Source organism: Streptomyces sp. NPDC029139 (assembly GCF_055564335.1).
Genome location: NZ_JBVHWN010000007.1, coordinates 322,048 through 344,684, shown reverse-complemented (window position 1 = coordinate 344,684; position 22,637 = coordinate 322,048). Strand labels below are relative to the sequence as shown.

The window sequence follows — 22,637 nt, the reverse complement described above, 5'->3', positions numbered from 1 at the left end:
CACAGGGGCGGGGAACGGACGCGGGCGCGGGGCGCGGGACGGACGTGGGACGGCCGCGGGCACGGGCACGGGCACGGGATGGACGCGGACGCGACCTAGAGCGGTGCGATGTTCCGGGGGGTCATCCGGGGCGCGCGGCGCGGGGGGACACGGCCGCTGAGGAGGATCAGGCGAGCCGCGCGATGGCGCTGACCGGCGTAGGGGGCGAGGAGTTCCAGCATGGCCGCGTCGTCGGTCGTGCGGTCGCCCGCGAGGGCGTAGCCGACGATGCCGGGCAGGTGGAGGTCGCCGACGGTGACCGCGTCCGGGGCGCCGTTGCTGCGCTGGATCGTCTCGGCGGAGGTCCAGGGTCCGATGCCGGGAACCAACTCCAGCCGCTGCCGGGCCCGTTCGGGCTCCATCCCGGCGGCTTCCTCCAGTCGGCGGGCGACCCGCGCGGCGCGCAGGACCGTGGCGGCGCGCTTGTCGTCGACGCCGGCGCGGTGCCACTCCCAGGACGGGATCCGGGCCCAGGTGGAGGCGTCGGGCATGACGTGCATCCCGTCGGGGGCGGGGCCCGGGGCGGGCTCGCCGTACTTCCGTACGAGCAGACGCCACGCGCGGTACGCCTCGACGGTCGTGACCTTCTGCTCCAGGATCGACGGGATCAGCGACTCCATGACCAGGCCGGTGCGGGTCAGGCGCAGGCCGGGCCGGCGGCGGTGGGTCGCGGCGAGGAGGCGGTGACGGGGGACGAAGGCGGCCGGGTCGTCGTCGGCGCCGAGGAGCCGGGGCAGGCCGCCCAGGAGCCAGGCACCGCCCGGGCCCCACGCCTCCGCCTCCACGGCTCCGGCGCGGACGGCGACCCTGAGCGTGCCGGGGCCCGCGGGCGTACGGCTGGCCCGCCAGACGGAGCCGTCGGGGGTGGTACGGAACGTGGGGTCCCCGGGGCCGCGACGCAGGGGGCCGAGCGTGAGGCCGAGGTCGGGCGCACAAGGGGCGGGGGCCTCGGGGGCGGGGGCCTCGCCGGCCTGGGCGGGTACGGGGACGTGGCCGCCGCGCACGGTCGTGCGGGTCGTGGGAGTGGGGGGTCTGAAGCGGCCGGCCATGTGTATGAGCGTAACGGGGCGGGTGGCGCCCGGTGGGACGTGCGGAACCGCCCGACCTGCGGCCGGCCCGGTTCCCCCACCCGTACACCGGCGGCCGAGGGACACGGGGTCCCTCGGCGGACAGGCGTGGGAGCGGGTGCTACTGGTCCGAGGAGAAGCGGACCGATCCCGGGGGGAGCACCGCGTCGCACCAGACGCGGATGCCGTCGCGGAGCTCGTTGTCCGGGCCCACCTGGGCGCCGTCGCCGATGACCGCGCCCGTCAGGATCGTGCGCGCGCCGATCCGGGCGCCCGCGCCGATCAGGGAGTCCGTGATCACCGCGCCCTGTTCGACCACCGCTCCCGCGTGGACCGTCGAGCCCGTGATGCGGGCGCCCTCGCCGACCACGGCCCCCGCGCCCACCACCGTGCCGCCCGTGAGCTTGGCGTCCGGCGCGACCCGTGCCGTCGGCAGGACCAGGCGGTCACCGCAGCGGCCCGGCACCGCCGGGGAGGGGGCACGGCCGAGGACCAGGTCGGCGGAGCCGCGGACGAACGCCTGCGGGGTGCCGAGGTCGAGCCAGTACGTGGAGTCGACCAGGCCCTGCAGGTGCGCGCCGGCGGCGAGGAGCTCGGGGAAGGTCTCCCGTTCGACCGAGACCGGGCGGCCCGCCGGGATCGTGTCGATGACCGAGCGGCGGAAGACGTAGGCCCCCGCGTTGATCTGGTCGGTGACGATCTCCTCCGGAGTCTGCGGCTTCTCCAGGAAGGCCGTGACCCGGCCGGTCGGGTCCGTCGGGACCAGGCCGAAGGCCCTCGGGTCCTCGACCCGGGTGAGGTGCAGCGAGACGTCCGCGCCCGAGTCGGCGTGCGTGGCGACCAGGGCCCGGATGTCCAGCCCCGTCAGGATGTCGCCGTTGAAGACGAGCACCGGATCGTCGGCTCCCGAGTGGAGGCGCGAGGCGACGTTCCGGATCGCGCCGCCCGTACCGAGCGGCTCCTCCTCGGTGACGTACTCCAGGCTGAGCCCCAGCGCCGAGCCGTCCCCGAAGTGCGGCTCGAAGACCTCGGCCAGGTACGACGTGGCGAGCACCACGTGCTCGACGCCCGCGGCCTTGGCCCTGGCCAGCTGGTGCGTCAGGAACGGGACACCGCCCGCCGGGACCATCGGCTTCGGCGTGTTGACCGTCAGGGGCCGCAACCGCGTGCCCTTGCCACCGACCAGGAGGATCGCTTCTGTCACCTGTCGTCTCTGCTTCCTGTCCGGGTCCGGTCTCGTCGCTCGTCCGCTCGCCCGCTCGTCCGTGCGATATGACCGGTCAGTCTAAGCAGACCCTCCGACCGGCGCCCCCATCACCGTCGTCCCTGGTACTTCGCCGACGCGCTCCTCGCGGTGCCGAGCTTGCCGTAGAGGCGTGCGCCGGGGCAGGCCGTGGCGAAGCCGTCACGGTGCCCCGCGATGGCGTTGAACTTGACCTTCTTGCCCTTCTTGTAGAGGTTTCCGCCTCCCGACGTCAGCGTCACCTTGCCCTTGGGGTTCACCCCGTGCAGCCCCAGCTTCCACGCCGTCAGACGGGCGACGGCGGTCACCACGGCGGCCGGCGGGGTGGTCTTGGCGTAGCTGCCGAGGACCGCGATGCCCATGCTGTTGGTGTTGAAGCCCAGGGTGTGCGCGCCGAGTACCGGCTTTGCCACGCCGCCCGCGCGGCCTTCGTAGATGGTTCCGCACTTGTCGACGGCGAAGTTGTAGCCGAAGTCACGCCAGCCGCTGCTCTTGACGTGGTAGCGGTAGATACTGCGCAGGACGGAGGGCGCCTGGCGGCAGGTGTAGTTGTTGCCGGTGGCGCTGTGATGGACGAAGGCCGCCTTGACCGCCTTGGTGTAGACGAAACCTTTCTCCCGCAGCTTCTCGTCGGCCCCCCAGCCCTTGCGCGTGACGATCTTCGGACGGGGTCCGATGTACGGCTTCGCGGCGGCCGCGGCCGGGATCGCGGCCGTACCGACGGGGGCCAGATGAGCGTTCACGGAGGTCGCGGCAGCCTCTTCGACGGTCGGCGCACGCAGCGCGCGGGGCGTGGCGGTCCGCGTCTCGGTCGTGGCGGTACGCGACTCGGTCGGGGCCGTACGAGACTCGGCGAGCGCCCGGGTCGCGGGCGGGGCTCCGGCACCGGGGTCGAAGCCGGGCTCGGGTCCGGAGGCCGGGTCGAAGCCGGGGCCGGAGGCCGGGTCGAAGCCGGGGCCGGAGGCCGGGTCGAAGCCGGGGCCGGAGGCCGGGTCGGATGCCGCGTCGGGACCGGGGCTGGAGCCGGGGTCGGACGCGGCGTCGGGACCGGGGTCGGAGGTCGGCTCGGGGCCGGGGTCGACGAGTTCGAGGCGCAACCCGCCGGGGAGCCCGTGGCCCGCCCCGCCCTGTTCCGGCAGGACGCGGATCTCGACGCCGTCGGAGTCGCCGACCCACAGGGGCGCGGTGGCGCCGCGGACCCCGCCCGCCGTGGCCTCGGGGGTGCCGGGGTCGGCCGCGTGGTCCTCGTTGTGGATCTCCACCTCCTGCCAGCCCGACCAGTTCCCGCTTCCGGCGGCCCGGGTCCTGACCTGGACCGTGCCGTGCAGTTCGGCCCGCGCGTCGTCCCAGACGACCCCCACGAGCGAGAAGGGCCTGACGTCCCGTCGGGTCAGGCCCTGCGCCGCCGCGGCGGCGCCGAGGGCGCGGCGCGCGGATCCGATGGGGCCCAGCGGCAGGGACTGGGTGGCCCCCGCGACGTCCGTCTCGGCACGGGTGGAGGTGGAGGTGGAGGCGGAGGCAGAGGCGGAGGCGGAGGCGGGGCCGGAGGACGCGGGTGGGTCCTCGGGCGGGGCCGCTGGGTCGGAGGCGGACGCGGGGTCGGTGTCCGAGGTGAACTGCGCGGCCGGGTCCCCGGCGGTCGGTGCGACCGGTGGGAGCGACGCCGCCGGCGTCGCGAGGGACAGCGGCAGGGCGAGCGCTGCCGCGCAGGTCACGGCGATCGAGGAAACAAGGTTGGCACGCATGAGGCGATCGTCCGCATCCCCGGACCGTTCCGCACGGCGGGATTCCACCCGGAAACTGACGGAGCGTCGGGCCGACCGGTGGACGGTGTCACCGGTACGGCGGGGTCCCGTGCACCTCCCCGCGTACCCTTGCCCGCGTGAACGCCAGCGACCGCACCCCCGCCGACCTGCTGCGATCCGCGCTCGCCGCGGACCCCGCCCGCCCCTTGGTCACCTTCTACGACGACGCCACCGGTGAGCGCGTCGAATTGTCCGTCGCCACCTTCGCCAATTGGGTGGCCAAGACCGCCAATCTGCTGCAGGGCGAGCTCTCCGCCTCCCCCGGCGACCGGCTCGCGCTGCTGCTGCCCGCGCACTGGCAGACGGCGGTCTGGTTGCTGGCCTGCTCGTCGGTCGGCGTGACCGCCGAGGTCGGCGGCGACCCGGCGGACGCCGACTACGTCGTCGCGGGGCCCGACTCCCTGGAGGCGGGCCTGACCTGCTCGGGAGACCGGATCGCGCTCTCCCTCGCCCCGATGGGCCGCCGCTTCCCCGCCCCGCCCGCCGGTTACGCGGACTACGCGGTGGAAGTACCGAGTCAAGGCGACCGGTTCGCCCCCTTCGTCCCGGTCGACGCGGACGCTCCGGCCCTCCTGGTCGACGGTACGGAACTCACGGGCGCCCAACTCGTCGAGCGGGCCCGCGCGGACGCCGACGCCCTCGGTCTCGCGCCCGGGGCGCGGCTGCTGTCCGGCCGTTCGTACGACACCTGGGACGGGCTGTCCGCCGGGCTGTACGCGCCCCTGGCGGCCGGGGCCTCCGTCGTGCTGTGCCGGAACCTCGAACAACTGGCGCCCGAAGCCCTCGAGAAGCGGGTGGAGAGCGAGCGGGTCACGGTGACCGCGGCCTGACGTCCCGGTGATCCACCCGTATGGCGCACCGACTCGCCGAGTCCCCGGGTCTGTGCGTCAACTCCGGTACATGATCGGCGGGTACGTACTCACCCTGCCCGCACAACCAGGCGTCAGGTTCGGCCGTCCAACCATGTGAGCGGCGGACCAGGCTCGCCGCCGACGCCATGAAGGACGGACTCAGACGTGACGGACAGCGCCGGCCCGCCCGCCGAACCGGACCCCCCGGCCGGGGACAGGACGCCCAGCCAGGAGGCGCCGGCCGGCAAGGAGGACGCGGCCGGCGCTCGCCCCGGCGTCGGGTCCGGCGGCCGCGCCCGTGCCGGTACGGGACCGCGCGCCGGGACCGGTCGCGGAAGCGGGACCGGTCGCGGAAGCGAGACTGGTGGCAAAAGGGGAGCCGGTGGCGAAGGCGGGACCGCCCGTCGTGACGGGTCCTCCGACGACGCCGGCGCCGGTCACGGCGCCGAGGGGAACACCCCGCGCGTCCGGCGCTGGTTGCGTTGGACGGCTCTCGGATGCTCGGTCGTCGTCCTCGGCGCGGCGGGCGCCGGCTGGTGGTTCTACCGCAAGCTCGACAGCAACATCACCACCGACACCAGCGCGGCCGCCGAACTGCTCGAGTACGAGAAGGAGCGCCCGAGCGCCATCGTCTCGTCCGCGCGGAACATCCTGCTCATCGGCTCCGACACGCGGACCGGCCCCGGCAACTCCCGCTACGGGAGGGACAAGGGGACCCAGCGCTCCGACACCACGATCCTGCTGCACCTCTCGGCGGGGAAATCGCACGCGACGGCGGTCTCCGTGCCGCGCGACCTGATGGTGAAGGTCCCCACTTGCCGCAAACCGGACGGAACGCGCACGAGCGAACAGAACACCCAGTTCAACATGGCCTTCGAGATCGGCGGCACGGCCTGCACGATCCGCACGATCGAGCGGCTGACCGGCATCAGGATGGACCACCACATGGTGATCGACTTCCAGGGCTTCAAGAAGATGGTCGACGCCGTGAACGGGGTGGAGATCTGCCTCAAGGAGCCGATCGACGACGACGGCGCCCACCTGAAACTGCCGGCCGGGCGCCTGACGCTCCACGGCGAACAGGCGCTGGGTTTCGTACGGGCCCGCAAGTCGCTCGGCGACGGGAGCGACACGGAACGCATGGACCGCCAGCAGCAGTTTCTGGGGGCTCTGGTCAACAAGGTGCAGAGCAACGGCGTCCTGCTGAATCCGACACGGCTGTACCCGGTCCTGGACGCGGCGACGAAGTCCATCACGACCGACCACGGGCTCGACTCGCTTCGCGACCTGTACGACCTGGCGCGCTCCATGCGGGCCATCCCCACGGAGAAGGTGCAGTTCCTGACGGTGCCGCGGCGACCGTACTCGTACGACGCGAACCGTGACGAACTCGTACAACCCGAAGCGAGTCAGCTCTTCCGGCAGCTCCGTGAGGACAGGCCCGTCACGGTGGCGCCGGGCGGAACGTCCCCGAAGACGGAGAACCCCGGGAGCACCGAGGGCCCGGGAACCCCGGAGAGCACGCAGAGCACGGGCGAGGGCACAGGCGGCGACAGAAAGCCGGACGACGCGGGCTCGCCGAGTCCGGTGCCGACCCCCACGTTCTCGGGGCGCAGCGCGGCCGAGGGAGCGTGTACCTAGGGGGCCCCTAGAGGCGGGTGAGTAAAGGGGAGTCCAAGGGGAGGGCTGGGGTGGATGAGGTTTGAGCAAATTGCCCGGTTGTAAGGGGCGTGGAATTTGTCACGGACGTCGCCCCACGCTGAACTGGGCGGATAGTGTGACGCGATCCGGTGCACCCGACCGCGTGGTCGCGCACTCAGACGGATCGAACGACCGAGCGCCCGACGGGGAAGGCGCCTCGCGTGGCACCGACGGAGGATTCAAGTAACCGTGGACGCGCACAGCCGTGGACAGGCGGACGAGATCGACCCCGCCGACCAGTGGGTACTCAACCCGCAGACCGGCAACTACGAACTGCGACTGAATCACTCCGCTGAGCAGTCGACGCAGCAGTCCTACTCCCGCGGCGTCACCACTCCGGCTCCGAGATCCGCCGAGCGTTCCGCCACCGGCGACCGTTCTCGCGGCGCGGACCGTTCGCGCACCGGGGAGCGTTCCCGCACGGCGACCGAGGCGCCCGTTCCCGGGCAGCGACGCCGCCGCGCCCCCGAGGGCCCCGGTGGCGCCCAGCCGTCGGCCGGGCGCCGCAAGCGCAAGCCGGAGAAGTCCCGTAAGAAGAAGGTGCTGATCTGGACGGGCGGGACGATGGCCGTCGTGCTCGTGGCCGGCGCGGCGGGCGCGTACGCGCTGTACGACCACTTCAACGGCAACCTCAACACCATCGACGTCGGTGACGCCGCCTCGGGGGGCGAGACGATGGAGGGGCCGCTGAACATCCTGATCATCGGCAACGACGTCCGCACCGGCGAGGGCAACACGAGCTACGGGAACAAGGACAACGTCACCGGCCACGCCGACACGACGTTCCTCTTCCACGTCTCGGAGGACCGCACCAACGCGACGGCCATCAGCATCCCCCGGGACCTCAAGATCAAGATTCCGGACTGCCCCACGAAGCAGCCCGACGGTTCGACCAAGGTGATCCCGGGCTCGGTCGGCACCACGAAGTTCAACGAGTCGTTCGGCGTCAACGGCCGCGACCCGGGCTGCACGATGCGCACCGTCAAGGAGCTCTCGGGCGGGCTGGAGATCAACCACTTCATGATGGTCGACTTCAACGCCGTCAAGACGCTGTCGACGGCGGTCGGCGGCGTGAAGGTCTGCCTGAACAAGCCCATCCACGACAAGTCGTACTCCAAGCTCAACCTCCCGAAGGGCGAGCACAGGATCATGGGCGAGGACGCGCTCGCGTTCCTCCGCAACCGCCATGGTCTCGGCAACGAGAGCGACCTGGACCGGATCAAGATGCAGCAGCAGTTCCTCGCGTCGATGATCCGGCAGCTGAAGGAAGAGACGCTCGACAGCCCGACGAAGCTGTACTCCGTCGCGGACGCGGCCACCAAGGCCCTCACCGTGGACCGGGGGATAGGCACCGCGATGAAGCTGACCACCCTGGCCAAGGAGCTCGGGAAGGTCGACCTCAAGAACATCACCTTCATGACCGTTCCGGTCAAGGACAACCCGGACGAGCCGCCGACCAGGCGGGCGACCGTCGTCCTCGACAACACCAAGGCGCCGCAGGTCTTCGGCATGGTGCAGAACGACATCTCCTTCACCGAGGTGAAGAAGAAGGAGAAGGACGCCAAGAACGCGCAGGCCCAGGCCGAGGCGAAGCTGCTCCAGGGACCTCGCGCCGAGGCCGTCGCCGTGCGTGTCAACGTCTACAACGGCAGCGGCATCCAGGGCGCGGCGCAGGCGACGATCAACTGGCTGCAGAACGATCAGGGCGTGACGAGGTCCACGAACAAGGCCAACGCCCCCGAGAAGGCGGCGAAGACCACGCTCACGTACGCACCGAACCAGGCCGATCAGGCCCGCAAGCTCGCGGACATGATGGGCCTGCCCGCCACGGCGCTGAAGCCCGGCACCACGGACGCCGGGGAGCGCGAGCCCATGACGCTCGTCCTCGGATCCGACTTCAAGGGCGCGGGGGTGCCGATCACCGGTCCGGTAAAGGCGCCGGACGTGGGTCAGGTAGAAGCGGACAAGAAGGTGTGTGCCCAGTGACCCGGAAACACCGGGTCGCGGTACGCGCCTGACAAAAACGAGGGGACCAGGGGTGGGACAGAGCAGCGTGCGCGGGGAGGGGACGCGGGGGCGCGTTCCGCACGCCCGCGATTTGGGCTGGGACGAAAGTCTCTACGGGGACGGGGACGGGGACGGGGACGGGCGTACGGCTGGTGCGGGTGGCGGGGGCGGCAGCCGCACGGCCGACGGAGCGGACGGGAGTGCCGGAGACGGTACGGGCGACGGCGGCGGGCCCGGTGGGGAACGCCGTACGAGTCACCGGCGCAAGGGGCCGCGCAGGCGGGCCAGGAAGAGCGGAAAACGCAAGATATTCCGCTGGGTCGCCGCGACGCTGTCGCTCCTGATACTCGCGACGGCCGGCGCCGGATACCTGTACTACCAGCACCTGAACGACAACATCCGCGGCGGCAACCGCGCGGGCGGCGACAGCGGCGTGAAGAAGGCCGCTCCCAACGCGCTCGGCGACACCCCGCTCAACATCCTGCTGATCGGCTCCGACAGCCGCGCCGACGCCAAGAACGTGGCGCTCGGCGGCGGCAAGAACGACCGGGACCGCAAGCCGCTCGCCGATGTGCAGATGTTGCTGCACATCTCGGCGGACCGCAAGAACGCCAACATCATCTCCATCCCGCGTGACACCGTCGTCCCGATCCCGAAGTGTCAGGGCGAGGACGGCACGCCGTACGCGGCCACGAACAACAGGCCCATCAACGAGACGCTGAGCCGCGGTGGTCCCGGCTGCACCCTGACCACCTGGGAAAGCCTCACCGGGGTCTACATCGACCACTGGATCATGGTCGATTTCGCCGGTGTGGTGGCGATGGCGGACGAGGTGGGTGGCGTTCCGGTCTGTGTGACGACCGGTGTGTGGGACAGGTCGACCCCGACGGTGAAGGGCGGCTCGGGCCTGCAGTTGCCCAAGGGCACCACCGAGGTCAAGGGCGAGCAGGCGCTCCAGTGGCTGCGGACGCGGCACGCGTTCGGCAACGACCAGAACCGCGCCAAGGCCCAGCACATGTACATGAACGGCATGATGGACAAGCTCCAGAAGCAGAACGCCTGGACCGACACCGGACGGCTGATGGGCCTGGCGGAGACCGCCACGAAGGCGCTTCAGGTCTCGGACGAGATCCGTTCGGTGGCGAAGCTCTTCGATCTGTCCATGCAGCTGAAGAACGTGAGGCTCGACCGCCTGACGACGACGACGGTCCCGACGAGGGCGTATCCGCCGAAGCCCAACCAGTGGCTCGAGATGGTCCCGGCCTCCGCCGACAAGATGTGGACGATGCTCCGCGGCGACGTCGCCTTCGACAAGAACGGCGACCCGGCCGACGCCAAGCCCTCCGCGTCAGCGTCCGCGAAGCCGACGGGCCCGACGGCCGGCGCGCCGAGCACCCTGGGCATCACGGTGATCAACGGCACGGGCGTCGACGGTCAGATGTCCGTGGACGGTCGGGCGAGCGGTATGGCCAAGAGCCTCCAGGACAAGGGCTTCACGCAGGCGGCCGCCTCGCGGAGCACCGAGCCCCGGAAGGACACGGTCGTCAAGTACCCGAAGGGGGACGGCGACCAGGCCAAGGCCGACGCCCTGTCGGTGGCCAGGTCGCTGGGCCTGCCCGACTCGGCCGTCCGGGCCGACGCCACGGCGGAGAGCATCACTCTTGTGATCGGCGGCGACTGGCGCGAGGGCGACACGTACAAGAAGCCGAAGGCCGAGGCGGGCGACCTCCCTGAGGGCGCGGACGACAAGGTGGACTGCATGGAGGTCTACTCCGTCTACAAGTGGGACGGCAAGAGCACGAGCTGAGCTCGCTTCCCACGGTGAGTGAACGGCCGGGCACGACATGCGCCCGCGGCAAGGAGCCCCGACGTGTTCGTCGGGGCTCCTTCCGTGGTGACCGCGGGAGCCGATTCTCGTCAGCCGCGGTGGTCGTCGTGGTTCAGCCGCGTGTAATCGCCGGCGGCCGAGCCGCCCCCCCATGAACGAAAAAGTCAACCGCCCCCGAAGCGAGGGCGGTTGACCTGGATTCAGGGCGAAGTGTCAGACCTTCGCGGCCTTCACCGCCGGGCGGCGGCTCGCGATGACCTTCTTGGCGAGGGACCGCGGGCTGGTCAGGAAGCCGTAGCCCCAGGACATATGCATCGTCGCGAGCGCCACCGGGATCTGGAGGCGGGCCTTCAGGGAAAGGCCCTTGCCCGCCGGGACCGAGCCCGCCGTGATCGCGGCGAGGTAGCCGGCCGGGATCAGGAGACCGAGCGGGGTGAGCGTCACGCCCACGACCAGGCCGGCCACGATCGCGCAGACGGCGGTCGGCGGGGCGAGGTAGCGCAGATTGATGGAGCCCGGGTGGTAGCGGGCGACGACATGGCGCCACCTGCCGTAGTCCTTGTACTGCTTCGCCAGCGCGCGGACGCTCGGACGGGGCCGGTACCGGACGCGCAGCTCGGGCGAGAACCAGATCAGGCCGCCCGCCTCACGGATACGGAAGTTCAGCTCCCAGTCCTGGGCGCGGATGAACTCCACGTTGTAGCCGTCCTGCTGCTCCAGCGCCTCGCGGCGGAAGACACCCAGGTACACGGTGTCGGCCGGACCCGCCTCGCCCCCGGTGTGGAAGGAGGCGTTGCCGACACCGATCTTGGAGGTCATCGCGGCGGCGACCGCCCGCTCCCAGTCGTTCTCGCCCTCGGCGTGCATGATCCCGCCGACGTTCTGCGCGCCGGTCTCCTCCAGGAGGCGGACCGCGGTAGCGATGTAATCGGGCGACAGCATGCCGTGACCGTCGACCCGTACCACGATCGGATGGCTGGACGCCTTGATCGCCGCGTTGAGGGCGGCGGGGGTCCGGCCCGTCGGGTTCGGCACGGTACGGACGCGCGCGCGGGGGTCGGCCGCGGTCTCGCGTACCAGTTCGGCGGCGATCTCGTCGGTACGGTCCGTGGACGGGCCGAGGGCGATCACCACCTCCATCTCGCCGTCGTACTCCTGCTCGAGGATGTGACGAACCGAGTTGCGCAGGTGCCGTTCCTCATTGAGAACCGGCATGATCACGGAGACGGGGGGCTGCATGGGTTCCTCGGGGGTCCGGGGTCGGCCCCCGGGAGACAGCAGATTCGCGCGCCACGTTACCGCGAACGGGGGACACGAAGCGCGTCACAGGGGCCGGCGCACCCTTGCGCTGATCGTATGGGCCTACCGTGCTCACGGTCCCCTCGTCCCACCAGCGGAGGTGTCCCCCGGTGCCCACACCGTCCCGCACGCCCCGTTCCCGGCCGGCCGCCCGACCTGTACCGGCCCGCCGCGTCAGACGGGTCCGGCGGCCACGGTGGGGGATGCGGATGGCGACGACGCTCTCGGTGCTCGTCCTGGGCGCGGGCGGGATCGGCCACGCGGTGGTGACCAGCCTGGACACCGGGATCTCCCGGGTCGACCCGTTCAAGGACATGAAGAACCGCCCCCAGGCCGGGAACGGCATGAACGTGCTGGTCGTGGGCACGGACGGGCGGGACCGGATCACGGAGGAGCAGCGCAAGGAGTACCGGCTCGGCGGTGAGCCCTGCCACTGCACCGACACCGTGATGCTCGTCCACATCTCCGAGGACCGGGAGCGGGCGAGCGTGGTGAGCCTGCCCCGTGACTCGTACGCCGAGATGCCCGAGCACGTCGACGTGACCACCGGGAAGGTGCACCAGGCCCACCCGGTGAAGCTGAACGCCGCGTACGCCGAGGGCGGGCCGGGCCTGACGGTGCGGACCGTCGAGAGCATGACGGGCGTCAAGATCGACCACTATCTGGAGGTCGACTTCACCAGCTTCATCAAGACGGTGGACGCGGTCGGCGGGGTGCAGATCTGTACGGTGCGGCCGATGAAGGACTCGTACACCGGGCTCGACCTGGCGGCCGGGCCGCACCGGCTGACCGGCGGGCAGGCGTTGCAGTACGTGCGCGCGCGCCATGTCGACGGGGCGTCCGACATCGGCCGCATGCAGCGCCAGCAGCGCTTCCTCGCGGCGATGATCGACCGGGTGACCAGCGGCGGGGTGCTGTTCAACCCGGTGCGGTTCCGCCAGGTCGCCACGACGATGCTGAGCTCGGTGCGGGCGGACCGCGGTTTCGGTACGGAGCAGATGCTTGCGCTCTCGAAGGCGATGCGGGGCTTCTCCCCGGCGTCCTCGGAGTTCGTCTCGGTGCCGATCGGGGAGATGAGCTTCCCGGTGAAGGGCATCGGATCGACGGTGAAGTGGGACGCGCCCAAGGCGCAGAAGCTCTTCCAGGCCCTGCGCGACGACCAGCCGCTCGCCCCGCACAAGGCGGCGCCGCAGGGCGGCCCGAAGGCGGCGGCGAGCGGTCCGAAGCCCGTGGTGGTGGACGTGGCGCCGAAGACGATCCGGGTGCAGGTCTACAACGGGACCCGGACGGACGGGCTGGGCCGCAAGGTCGACGACGCGCTGCGGGCCACGGGCTTCGACACGACCCGCGCGCCGCGCACCGGGGACGGCGCCGAGCGCGCGCGCACGCTGGTGGAGTACGACCCCGGCTGGGACCGCTCGGCGAAGTCCCTGGCGGCGGCGCTGCCGGGGGCGGAGCTGCGGGCGGTGAAGGGGCAGGGCGGGACGCTGCGGGTGACGGCGGGGCTGGACTACAAGGGGGTGACCCCGGTCCGGCCCGAGGAGACCCAGACCGGGCCGTTCGAGGCGGTCACAGGGGACCAGGTGGTCTGCCCGTAGAGCCCGAATCGCCCGGGAATCGGGCGGCCCATGGCGACCTTGACGCGCCCTCGGCAGCCGTGTTCGAATCTCCGGCGGCACCACCGATCGGCGGTCAAGTCCCGTATCAGTGTGGCGGGTTGACGGCCAGGTCGGCGCCGCGGTCACGGTACTGCCGAGCGAGTGCGTGCTCGGCGGACGCACTGCAACGGGGGATGGGCACGTGCCGACTGACGTGGACGGAAGCGGGCTGTCGAAACGCCGACGGGTCGTCGTGAGCGTGGCGCTCGGCGCCGCCCTGCTCTCGGTCGGTGGTCTGACGGCGACCACGTTCGTGAAGTCGCCGGCCCAGGCGGCGGCCGAGGCGCAGGCGCCCGCGCCGGATGTGCTCAGCGCTCCGGTGGAGCGCCGCGTACTCGCCGACACGCTCATCGCCCGAGGCATCGTCTCGGCGTCGCAGACGGTCGATGTCGCTCCGGCCGGTTCCTCGGCGGAGGGCGGCGCCCGCCCGGTGATCACCAAGGTGATGCTCCAGCCCGGCGCGACCTTCAAGGCCGGCCGCGTACTCCTTGAGATCTCCGGACGCCCCGTCTTCGCGCTGCCCGGCACGCTCCCCGTCTACCGGGACCTGAAGCCCGGCGCGCACGGTGACGACGTACGGCAGCTCCAGAGCGCCCTGCGCTCGCTGGGCCATGGCACGGGCTCCGACGACGAGGGCGAGTACGGCGCGGGAACGAAGTCCGCCGTCGGCGCCTTCTACGAGTCCATCGGATACGACGCCGTGCCGGCCGGCGGCACGGAGGACACCGTGCTCGCGGCGGCCCGCGGCAGGGTCAAGACGGCCCGGCGCGCTCTCGCCGAACTGCTCGCCGAGAAGAAGGCCCCGGACACCGTCCGGATCGGCTACGCCCGTGAGGACCTCAAGGACGCCCAGGACGAGCTGGCCAAGGCCGAAGCCGTCTCGGGCCCGATGGTCCCGGCGTCCGAGATGATCTTCCTTTCCGGCTTCCCCGCCCGTGTCGACTCCCTGCAGGCGAAGGTCGGCGGCACGGCCGGGGAGAAGCTCATGTCCGTCTCGGCGGGCGATCTCGTCGTCAAGGCGTCCCTCGCCGCCAACGAGAAGGGACTCGTCCGGCCCGGCCAGAAGGTGGAGATCCTCGCCGAGACGACGGGCCACAGCGCCACGGCCGAGGTCGTCTCCGTGGCCGACGCGCCGTCGGCCGCCCAGGGCCAGGACGGCGAGGGCGACGAGTCGGGAGGCCAGGGCTACGCCACCGTCGTCAAGCCGGACAAGCCGCTGCCCTCCGCACTGGTCGGACAGGACGTCCGGCTGACCGTCGAGGCGGCCTCCTCCGGCGGGAAGGTGCTCGTCGTACCGGTCTCGGCCGTGTCCGCGGGCGCGGACGCGAAGACCACCGTGACCGTCCTCACGGACATCGGCGCGCGCCGCCGCGTCGAGGTACTCCCCGGCATCTCCGGTGACGGATACGTCCAGGTCACCCCGGTCGCCGGCGGCCGGCTGGCCGAGGGCGAGCGGGTCGTGGTCGGCGTCAGGTCCGCCGCTGCCGCCGCCGGGACGGGCGAGGCCGGCTGATGGCCCCCTTGTCCCGTGGCCGGACCCGCTCCGGGGCCGGTCGGCGGAGCCGTGTCGCCGTCCTCACGCGACTGACACCGCGCGACCTGATCACCGAGGCGGTGGCGGGCATGCTGCAGCGTCCGGCCCGCTCGGCCCTCACGACGCTCGGCACGGTCCTGGGGGTGGGGACCTTCGTGGCGATCCTCGGCCTGACGGCGACCACCTCCTCGCAGATCGACTCCCGCTTCAACACGCTGACGGCGACCGAGGTGACGGTCGAGGACACCGGGGGTGAGCAGCCGGAGTTCGTCGGGAACGCCTTCCTGCCCGATGCCGACCAGCGTGTCCAGCGGTTGAACGGTGTCCGGCACGCCGGGGTGTTCTGGCAGGTACGGCTCCCCTCCGACGCACTGGTCAGTTCCACCCCGGTGGGGAACGCCGGCAGCGGTGAGCAGACCCAGGTGGTCGCGGCGTCGCCCGGGGTCCTGGCGGCCGCCGGTCCGCGCCTGGAGCAGGGCCGCGTCTTCGACGCCTTCCACGACAAGCGCCGTGAGCAGGTCGCCGTACTGGGATCGGCCACGGCCGCCCGGCTGGGCATCGTCACCCTGGAGACGGCCCCGGCCGTCTTCATCGACGGTCAGCCGTTCACGGTCATCGGGATCGTCGGCGACGTGGAACGCAAGCCCGACCTGCTGCTGTCGGTGGTGGTGCCCCGGAAGACGGCCGAGGCGCTGTGGGGCTCCCCTGATCCGGGAATGCGGGCCGGCATGCTCATCTCCACCGACCTGGGCGCGGCGCGGCAGATCGCCGACGTGGTCGCCCTGGCGCTCGATCCGGCGCACCCCGAGTACTTCAAGGCCATCCCGCCGCCGGACCCCCGGACGCTGCGCGGAAACGTCACCTCGGACCTCAACGAGCTCTTCCTGTTGCTGGCCGCGATCTGTCTGGTCATCGGAGCGGTCGGCATCGCCAACACCACCTTGGTCGCGGTCCTGGAGCGGACCGGTGAGATCGGGCTGCGCCGGGCGCTGGGCGCCCGCGCCGGGCACATCACCGCCCAGTTCCTGGCCGAGTCCGGAGTCCTCGGAACCCTCGGCGGACTCGTCGGGACCAGCATCGGAACGATGGTCGTGGTCGGCACGGCCGTCATCAAGGACTGGACGCCGGTCATCCATCCGTACACGGTCGCCGCCGCGCCGCTCATCGGACTGGCGACGGGTGTTCTGGCGGGCCTGTACCCCGCGTGGCGAGCCAGTCGCATCCAACCCGCAGAAGCCCTACGCCGTTGATGGCCCAGATCGGAAGAGCCGTGAAAGAGATGCCCCTGCATGTCGCGGAGTCGCGCGGTCGGCGCGCGCTGCCCGCCGTCGGCGCGTTCGTAGCCCTGCTCGTGACCGTTTCGGGCTGCGGCGGCGAGTCCGGCGGCGACCGGACGAAGAACACGTCGCCGGACTCACCCATCGCCCCGGCGTCCGCCAGCCTGACGGCGGGAATGGCGCTGCCCGCCGAGGCATACCTGTACTCGCCGTCGGACATCGCACTGCTGACCCGCGCCCTGAACACCCTGACCTCCGACTGCATGAAGCAGGCCGGGTTCACCTACAAGGCCGACTACAAGCAGCCGCCCCCGATCAACTTCATGGATCGCCGCTACGGGATCGCCAACTCCCACACGGCGGCGGCCTACGGTTACCACTTCCCGATGCCCGAGGTGGAGAAGTCCAAGGCCTCCACCCTGTCGGCGGCGGGACGACTGGCGCTCACCGGCGGGCCGGGGGGCGACGGGGCGCAGGAGGGCGGCTGCGTCGGGAAGTCGAAGGCCAAGCTCGCGCAGGGCGGCACGTTCGGCCCCGAGGAGCCGGCCCGCAAGCTCAATCTCGAGAGCTTCGGAAAGAGCCAGAAGGACCCACGCGTGCTCGCCGCCTTCCGTCAGTGGTCGGCCTGCATGGCGGGTCGGGGATACCGCTACGCGTCTCCCATGGACGCCATCGACGACACGAAGTTCTCCAAGGCGTCGAACAGGACGGCCGAGGTGTCGACCGCACAGGCCGACGTCGAATGCAAGAAGAAGACCGGACTCGTCCGGGCGTGGTTCGACGTGGAGACCGAGATGCAGAAGGCCGTCATCAACCAGAGCCCCGAGCGATTCGCGCAGCTCCAGGAGCGGAAGAAGGCGCAGCTGGAGCGGGCCGCTGCCGCGGTCGGCGAATCCCGGTGAACGTCACGACCGGTTCCACCCGAGAGAAAGGGAAGGTACGCGTGAAGATCCGTACCGCTGCCGCGTCCGCGGGAGTTCTCGTCGCCACGGCCTTCGGCATGGTCGCCACGGCCGCCCCGGCCCAGGCCTACGTCCCCGACGACAAGTGCGGCGGCGTCATCGATATCCACTACTGCCTCTGGTACGACGCGTACCAGCAGGGCGGCTGGACCGGCACCACCTCCAACGTCTCCGACTGGGGCGGTACCTACCCGCACTGGTTCACCGACGGCGGTGACGGCACGGCGGGAGTCGGCACGCGCGTGAAGAACAACGCCGCCTCGTACGCGAACAGCCACACCAGCCGCTGGGGCGTCTCCTACTACAACGAGAACTACTCCGGCGCCTCCGACTGGGCCGCCCCCCAGACCATGGGCCAGCTCAACCACACCTGGAACGACAACGCCTCCTTCGCCTGGGGCTGATCCCGCCCCGCGACCGAAAAGACCGGCTCCACGAGAGAAACGGGAAGAGCGCACATGAAGACTCGTATCGCTGCCGCGACCGCGGGAGTTCTCGCCGCCACGGCATTCGGCATGGTCGCCACGGCCGCCCCGGCCCAGGCCTACGTCCCCGACAACAAGTGCGGCGGCGTCATCGACGTCGACTACTGCCTCTGGTACGACGCGTACCAGCAGGGCGGCTGGACCGCCACCTACCGCAACATCGCCGACTGGGGCAACGACGGTGGCTACCCGTGGTGGTTCAGCGACGGCGGTGACGGCACGGCCGGAGTCGGCACGCGCGTGAAGAACAACGCCGCCTCGTACGCGAACAGCCACACCAGCCGCTGGGGCGTCTCCTACTACAACGAGAACTACTCCGGCGCCTCCGACTGGGCCGCCCCCCAGACCATGGGCCAGCTCAACCACACCTGGAACGACAACGCCTCCTTCGCCTGGGGCTGATGCCGGCCGGTGCCCCGCCCCCGCCTTGCGGTCGGGGGTGGGGCACCTCCAGGTCCGCTACGCCTGCGCCGTGACCGGACCCGTCTCGCTGACCCGGCCGTCCCGGATGGTCACCGTGCGCGTGCCGCGTGCCGCCACGTTCGGGTCATGGGTGATCACCATGACCGTCAGCCCCTCGTCGTGGAGCTCGTCGAGCAGCCGGAGAACGTCCCGCGCGGTCTTGGAGTCCAGGTTGCCGGTCGGCTCGTCGCACAGCAGCAGCGAGGGCCGGTTGACCAGCGCGCGGGCGATCGCCACCCGCTGGCGCTCACCGCCCGACAGCTGCGTCGGCAGAGCGTGGGCCCGGTGGGACAGACCCACCTGCTCCAGGGCGCGCAGGGCGGTCGTGTGCCGCTCGGAGCGCGGTACGGCGTTGTAGAGCTGGGCGACGGTCACGTTCTCGAGCGCACTGCGGTGCGGCATGAGGTGGAACGCCTGGAAGACGAAGCCGATGCGGCGGCCCCGGATCGCCGTGCGCTCCGCCTCGCGCAGGGTGGCGACGTCGATCCCGTCGAAGGCGTACACGCCCTCGGAGGGCTGGTCCAGCAGTCCGATGATGTTGAGGAACGTCGACTTGCCCGACCCGGACGGGCCGACCACGGTCACGTACTCGCCGCGGGCCACCGTGAGGTCGACGGGGTGGAGCGCCTCCACCGGCGGCGGCCCGGGGTAGGTCATCGCGACGCCGCGCAGTGAGATCACCGGCACATCGCCGGCCTGTTCCGCCGCCGGAGCAAACGAGGTCACCGATCCGCCCTCCCCCTGATCCTGGGGCGATCATCCCAGACGCGCCGGCGTACGGCGAGGCTCAATCCCTCATCGCCGGTGCTCGGCGAGGCTCGGTCCTCGTAGCGGTCTTCGGCGAGGCTCAGTCCTTGTAGCGGTCTGCGGGCAGGCTCAGTCCTCGTAGCCCTCCGCCGCGCGGCGCTCCCGCAGCTCCTTGATCGCGCGGCGGCGGGCCAGTCGGTGGGTGCGGCGGATCTGGGCCTCCTGGTAGCGGCGCTTGTCCCGCTCGGTCTCGGGGACCACCGGCGGGACCGGGCGGGGCTTGCCGTCGCCGTCGACCGCCGCGAAGACCAGATAGGCCGAGCCGACCTGCTGGGCGGGAGTGGACTCGTTCCACCGCTCGGCCAGGACCCGGACGCCGACCTCCATCGAGGAGCGGCCGGTCCAGTTGACCTGGGCCTTCACATGGACCAGGTCGCCGACCCGTACCGGCTCCAGGAACACCATCTCGTCCATGGAGGCGGTCACGGCCGGTCCGCCCGAGTGACGGCCCGCGACGGCGCCCGCCGCGTCGTCCACCAGCTTCATGATCACGCCGCCGTGCACCGTCCCCAGGAGGTTGGTGTCGTGGCTGGTCATGATGTGGCTGAGGGTGGTCCGGGACGCGGAGGTGGGCTTGCCCGGAATATCGCCCTCCGGGCGGTCCGTGCGCGGGGCCTGATCTGTCATGCCCTCCACCTTATGCCGGGTCCCCGGCTCGTCCCCTTTGCATCAGCTTGGCAACAGCGCCGCCCCGATTCCCCACCCGCCCTGTCGGCCGCGGGCAGGCGGCCTGCACACTGGTCCGCATGAATGACTGGCCCGAAGACGGCGGATACGGCCGTGGCAGCGCGAGCTCGCAGCCCGAGGGAGCTCGCCGGATGCGCCATGTGCAGCGTCCGCAGGTCCCGCAGCAGCCGCCTCGGTACGACCAGGGGTACGGACAGCAGCCGGGCTACGACTCCGGGTACAACACCGGCCAGGTCTACGGCGCCCCCCAGGGCGGCGGAGGCCGTGGCACCGTGCCGCCTCAGTACGCCCCGCCGCAGCCCGGGCACCCCGCGCCCGACTGGCGACGCCGGATCAAGATCGGCTCGATCGTCCTGGTCGTCGCCCTGCTGGGCTGGAGCGTCGGCACCTACGCCTGGGCCAGCTCCCGGATGCGCAACGAGGTCGATCTGTCCAAGGTCATCGAGCGGCCGGCCGAGGGCGACTGCACGACGTATCTGATCGTCGGCTCCGACAGCCGTGAGGGCATGTCGGCCGAGGAGAAGAAGAAGCTCCACACCGGTTCCGCCGCCGGCAAGCGGACCGACTCGATGATGATCCTCGCGGCCTGCTCCAGCGGGAACACGATGATCTCGCTGCCCCGTGACTCCTGGGTCACGATCCCCTCCTTCGTCGGTTCCGAGTCCGGGAAGAAGTTCGCGGCCCGCGGCGGCTCGAAGCTCAACGCGGCGTACGCGATGGACGGGCCGGAGCTCCTGGTCCGCACGGTCGAGTTCAACACCGGGCTGCGCATCGACCACTACGCGGAGATCGGCTTCGCCGGCTTCGCGAACATCGTGGACGCGCTCGGCGGTGTCGAGATGAACATCGAGAAGGGCTTCAAGGACAAGAAGTCCGGCGCCGACTTCCAGGCGGGCGAGCAGACCCTCAACGGTGAGCAGGCCCTCGCCTTCGTCCGTACCCGCTACGCGTTCGCCGAGTCCGACCTCGCGCGGACGAAGAACCAGCAGAAGTTCCTGTCCGCCCTGGCCAACCAGGCGGCGACGCCGGGCACGATCCTCAACCCGTTCACGCTGTACCCGACGCTGGGTGCCGGCCTGGACACGCTGATCGTCGACAAGGACATGTCGCTGTACGACCTCGGCAAGATGTTCTTCGCGATGAAGGGCATCAGCGGCGGCGACGGGAAGTCCATGAACATCCCGATCTCGGGCAGCGCGCCGCAGGGTTCGCTCAAGTGGGACATGCCGAAGGTGAAGCAGCTGGTGCAGCAGATCCAGAACGACGAGAAGGTCACCGTCACCTCGGACCGGTGACCGGTGGTGAGCGCCATGAGGGGTTCGGGGTGATCCGCGAGGGTCATCCCGAACCACCGGCGTCCCCGGCGCACCGACGGACTGCCGGGGCATCTCGTGCTCCCGGCCCGACTATGCTCGGGCAGGCATTCCGCCCGACGTCACTGGAGACCCCGTATGGCCCTCAAGATCACCGTGATCGGCACCGGATATCTCGGCGCCACGCACGCAGCGGCCATGGCGGAGCTCGGGTTCGAGGTCCTGGGCCTCGATGTCGTGCCCGCGAAGGTCGAGATGCTGGCCACCGGGCGCGTACCGATGTACGAGCCCGGCCTGGAGGAGCTTCTGGCCCGGCACGTCGCCGGGATCGAGGGGTCGACGGGCCGGCTGCGCTTCACCACCTCCTGGGAGGAGGTCGGCGCCTTCGGTGACGTCCACTTCGTCTGCGTGAACACTCCGCAGAAGCACGGCGAGTACGCGTGTGACATGAGCTACGTCGACGCGGCGTTCGCCTCGCTCGCGGGTGTGGTCCGCTCGGGCGCGCTGGTCGTCGGCAAGTCGACCGTGCCGGTCGGCTCGGCCGAGCGGCTGGCGGCGCTGCTGCCGGAGGGCGTCGAGCTGGCGTGGAATCCGGAGTTCCTGCGGGAGGGCTTCGCGGTGCGGGACACCCTGCACCCCGACCGCGTGGTGGTCGGGGTGACCAGCGAGCGGGCGGAGAAGCTGCTGCGGGAGGTGTACGCGGGGCCGATCGCCGAGGGCTCGCCCTTCGTGGTGACGGACTTCCCCACGGCGGAGCTGGTGAAGACCGCGGCGAACTCCTTCCTGGCGACCAAGATCTCCTTCATCAACGCGATGGCGGAGGTCTGCGAGGCCGCGGGCGGCGACGTGGCGAAGCTGGCGGAGGCGATCGGCTACGACGAGCGGATCGGGTCCAAGTTCCTGCGGGCCGGCATCGGCTTCGGCGGCGGCTGTCTGCCCAAGGACATCCGCGCCTTCATGGCGCGGGCGGGCGAGCTGGGCGCGGACCAGGCGCTGACCTTCCTGCGGGAGATCGACTCGATCAACATGCGGCGCCGCGGCCAGATGGTCGAGATGGCGCGTGAGGCGCTCGGCGGCGGATCGTTCCTGGGCAAGCGGGTGGCGGTGCTCGGCGCCACGTTCAAGCCGGACTCGGACGACGTCCGGGACTCACCGGCGCTGAACGTGGCCGGACAGATCCACCTCCAGGGCGGACAGGTCACGGTCTACGACCCCAAGGGCATGGACAACGCGCGGCGGCTCTTCCCGACGCTGGGGTACGCGGACTCGGCGCTGGAGGCCGGGCGGGGGGCGGACGTGGTGCTGCATCTGACGGAGTGGCGCGAGTTCCGCGACGAGCTCGACCCGGCGGAGCTGGGCGATGCGGTGACCGCGCGGGTGATCCTGGACGGCCGGAACGCGCTGGACTCGACGCGCTGGCGCGAGGCGGGCTGGGTCTACCGCGCGATGGGCCGCCCGCGCGCCTAGAGAACTCGCCGGGGCCGACACGACGGCGCCCCGCCCGCTCCCGGTCGACCGGGAGCGGGCGGGGGGACGTCGTTGTTGGGAGGCCTGTGTCGGGGACAGGGGGGGGTGTCCAGGCCGAGGGGGGAGGGGTGTGCCAGGGAAGGAA

The 22,637-nt window shown here is 71.4% G+C and carries 18 protein-coding genes; 12 read left to right on the top strand and 6 right to left on the bottom strand.

Features of this window, described 5'->3' with window-relative positions; genetic code table 11:
* Positions 1-95: 95 nt before the first annotated feature.
* From ACZ4VW_RS19165 to ACZ4VW_RS19155, 3 genes are all read right to left on the bottom strand, one after another.
* A complete protein-coding gene (locus ACZ4VW_RS19165) occupies positions 96-1,088 on the bottom strand; it encodes a DNA-3-methyladenine glycosylase family protein (protein ID WP_467963776.1) in 993 nt (330 codons plus the stop codon).
* Positions 1,089-1,227: 139 nt separating this feature from the next.
* Positions 1,228-2,310: a mannose-1-phosphate guanylyltransferase gene (gene manB / locus ACZ4VW_RS19160; RefSeq protein ID WP_467963775.1), complete on the bottom strand. Its 1,083-nt coding sequence runs from the start codon at positions 2,308-2,310 to the stop codon at positions 1,228-1,230.
* Between the two features lie 110 nt (positions 2,311-2,420).
* Positions 2,421-4,094 (bottom strand): peptidoglycan recognition protein family protein, encoded by a 1,674-nt coding sequence (locus ACZ4VW_RS19155; RefSeq protein WP_467963773.1) that lies wholly within the window; start codon positions 4,092-4,094, stop codon positions 2,421-2,423.
* 137 nt (positions 4,095-4,231) lie between these two features.
* On the opposite strand from ACZ4VW_RS19155, the gene ACZ4VW_RS19150 reads away from it, so the two are divergent.
* From ACZ4VW_RS19150 to ACZ4VW_RS19135, 4 genes are all read left to right on the top strand, one after another.
* Entirely contained in the window at positions 4,232-4,984 is a 753-nt protein-coding gene (locus tag ACZ4VW_RS19150; RefSeq protein WP_467963771.1) for a TIGR03089 family protein, read from the top strand.
* A 186-nt stretch (positions 4,985-5,170) separates the two neighbouring features.
* Entirely contained in the window at positions 5,171-6,646 is a 1,476-nt protein-coding gene (locus ACZ4VW_RS19145) for an LCP family protein (RefSeq protein ID WP_467963769.1), read from the top strand.
* Between the two features lie 249 nt (positions 6,647-6,895).
* Positions 6,896-8,692, top strand: coding sequence for an LCP family protein (locus tag ACZ4VW_RS19140; RefSeq protein WP_467963767.1), 1,797 nt, complete (start codon positions 6,896-6,898; stop codon positions 8,690-8,692).
* A 112-nt stretch (positions 8,693-8,804) separates the two neighbouring features.
* Entirely contained in the window at positions 8,805-10,520 is a 1,716-nt protein-coding gene (locus ACZ4VW_RS19135) for an LCP family protein (protein WP_467963765.1), read from the top strand.
* A 234-nt stretch (positions 10,521-10,754) separates the two neighbouring features.
* Here ACZ4VW_RS19135 and ACZ4VW_RS19130 read toward each other — a convergent pair whose 3' ends face one another.
* Positions 10,755-11,780, bottom strand: a complete 1,026-nt coding sequence (locus tag ACZ4VW_RS19130) for a glycosyltransferase family 2 protein (protein ID WP_467963763.1) — start codon at positions 11,778-11,780, stop codon at positions 10,755-10,757.
* 170 nt (positions 11,781-11,950) lie between these two features.
* Here ACZ4VW_RS19130 and ACZ4VW_RS19125 point away from each other — a divergent pair, with 170 nt between their 5' ends.
* The 6 genes from ACZ4VW_RS19125 (at position 11,951) to ACZ4VW_RS19100 (ending at position 18,158) form a co-directional block, all read left to right on the top strand.
* Positions 11,951-13,438, top strand: a complete 1,488-nt coding sequence (locus ACZ4VW_RS19125; RefSeq protein WP_467963761.1) for an LCP family protein — start codon at positions 11,951-11,953, stop codon at positions 13,436-13,438.
* A 202-nt stretch (positions 13,439-13,640) separates the two neighbouring features.
* Complete coding sequence (locus ACZ4VW_RS19120; protein ID WP_467963759.1) at positions 13,641-15,011, top strand: peptidoglycan-binding protein; 1,371 nt, start codon at positions 13,641-13,643, stop codon at positions 15,009-15,011.
* Complete coding sequence (locus ACZ4VW_RS19115; RefSeq protein ID WP_467963757.1) at positions 15,011-16,282, top strand: ABC transporter permease; 1,272 nt, start codon at positions 15,011-15,013, stop codon at positions 16,280-16,282. The genes ACZ4VW_RS19120 and ACZ4VW_RS19115 overlap by 1 nt, the downstream gene beginning before the upstream one ends.
* A 29-nt stretch (positions 16,283-16,311) precedes the next feature.
* Positions 16,312-17,211 (top strand): hypothetical protein, encoded by a 900-nt coding sequence (locus ACZ4VW_RS19110; RefSeq protein ID WP_467963755.1) that lies wholly within the window; start codon positions 16,312-16,314, stop codon positions 17,209-17,211.
* A 41-nt stretch (positions 17,212-17,252) separates the two neighbouring features.
* Entirely contained in the window at positions 17,253-17,675 is a 423-nt protein-coding gene (locus ACZ4VW_RS19105; RefSeq protein WP_467963753.1) for a hypothetical protein, read from the top strand.
* 54 nt (positions 17,676-17,729) lie between these two features.
* Entirely contained in the window at positions 17,730-18,158 is a 429-nt protein-coding gene (locus ACZ4VW_RS19100) for a hypothetical protein (RefSeq protein ID WP_467963751.1), read from the top strand.
* Positions 18,159-18,215: 57 nt separating this feature from the next.
* Here ACZ4VW_RS19100 and ACZ4VW_RS19095 read toward each other — a convergent pair whose 3' ends face one another.
* Together ACZ4VW_RS19095 and ACZ4VW_RS19090 are read right to left on the bottom strand one after the other, a co-directional pair.
* Entirely contained in the window at positions 18,216-18,875 is a 660-nt protein-coding gene (locus ACZ4VW_RS19095) for an ABC transporter ATP-binding protein (protein ID WP_467963824.1), read from the bottom strand.
* Positions 18,876-19,094: 219 nt separating this feature from the next.
* Positions 19,095-19,652, bottom strand: coding sequence for an acyl-CoA thioesterase (locus tag ACZ4VW_RS19090; protein WP_467963749.1), 558 nt, complete (start codon positions 19,650-19,652; stop codon positions 19,095-19,097).
* Positions 19,653-19,771: 119 nt separating this feature from the next.
* Between ACZ4VW_RS19090 and ACZ4VW_RS19085 the strand changes: the two genes are divergently transcribed.
* Both ACZ4VW_RS19085 and ACZ4VW_RS19080 read left to right on the top strand, forming a co-directional pair.
* A complete protein-coding gene (locus ACZ4VW_RS19085) occupies positions 19,772-21,007 on the top strand; it encodes an LCP family protein (protein WP_467963747.1) in 1,236 nt (411 codons plus the stop codon).
* 156 nt (positions 21,008-21,163) lie between these two features.
* A complete protein-coding gene (locus ACZ4VW_RS19080) occupies positions 21,164-22,492 on the top strand; it encodes a UDP-glucose dehydrogenase family protein (protein WP_467963745.1) in 1,329 nt (442 codons plus the stop codon).
* Positions 22,493-22,637 lie beyond the last annotated feature (145 nt).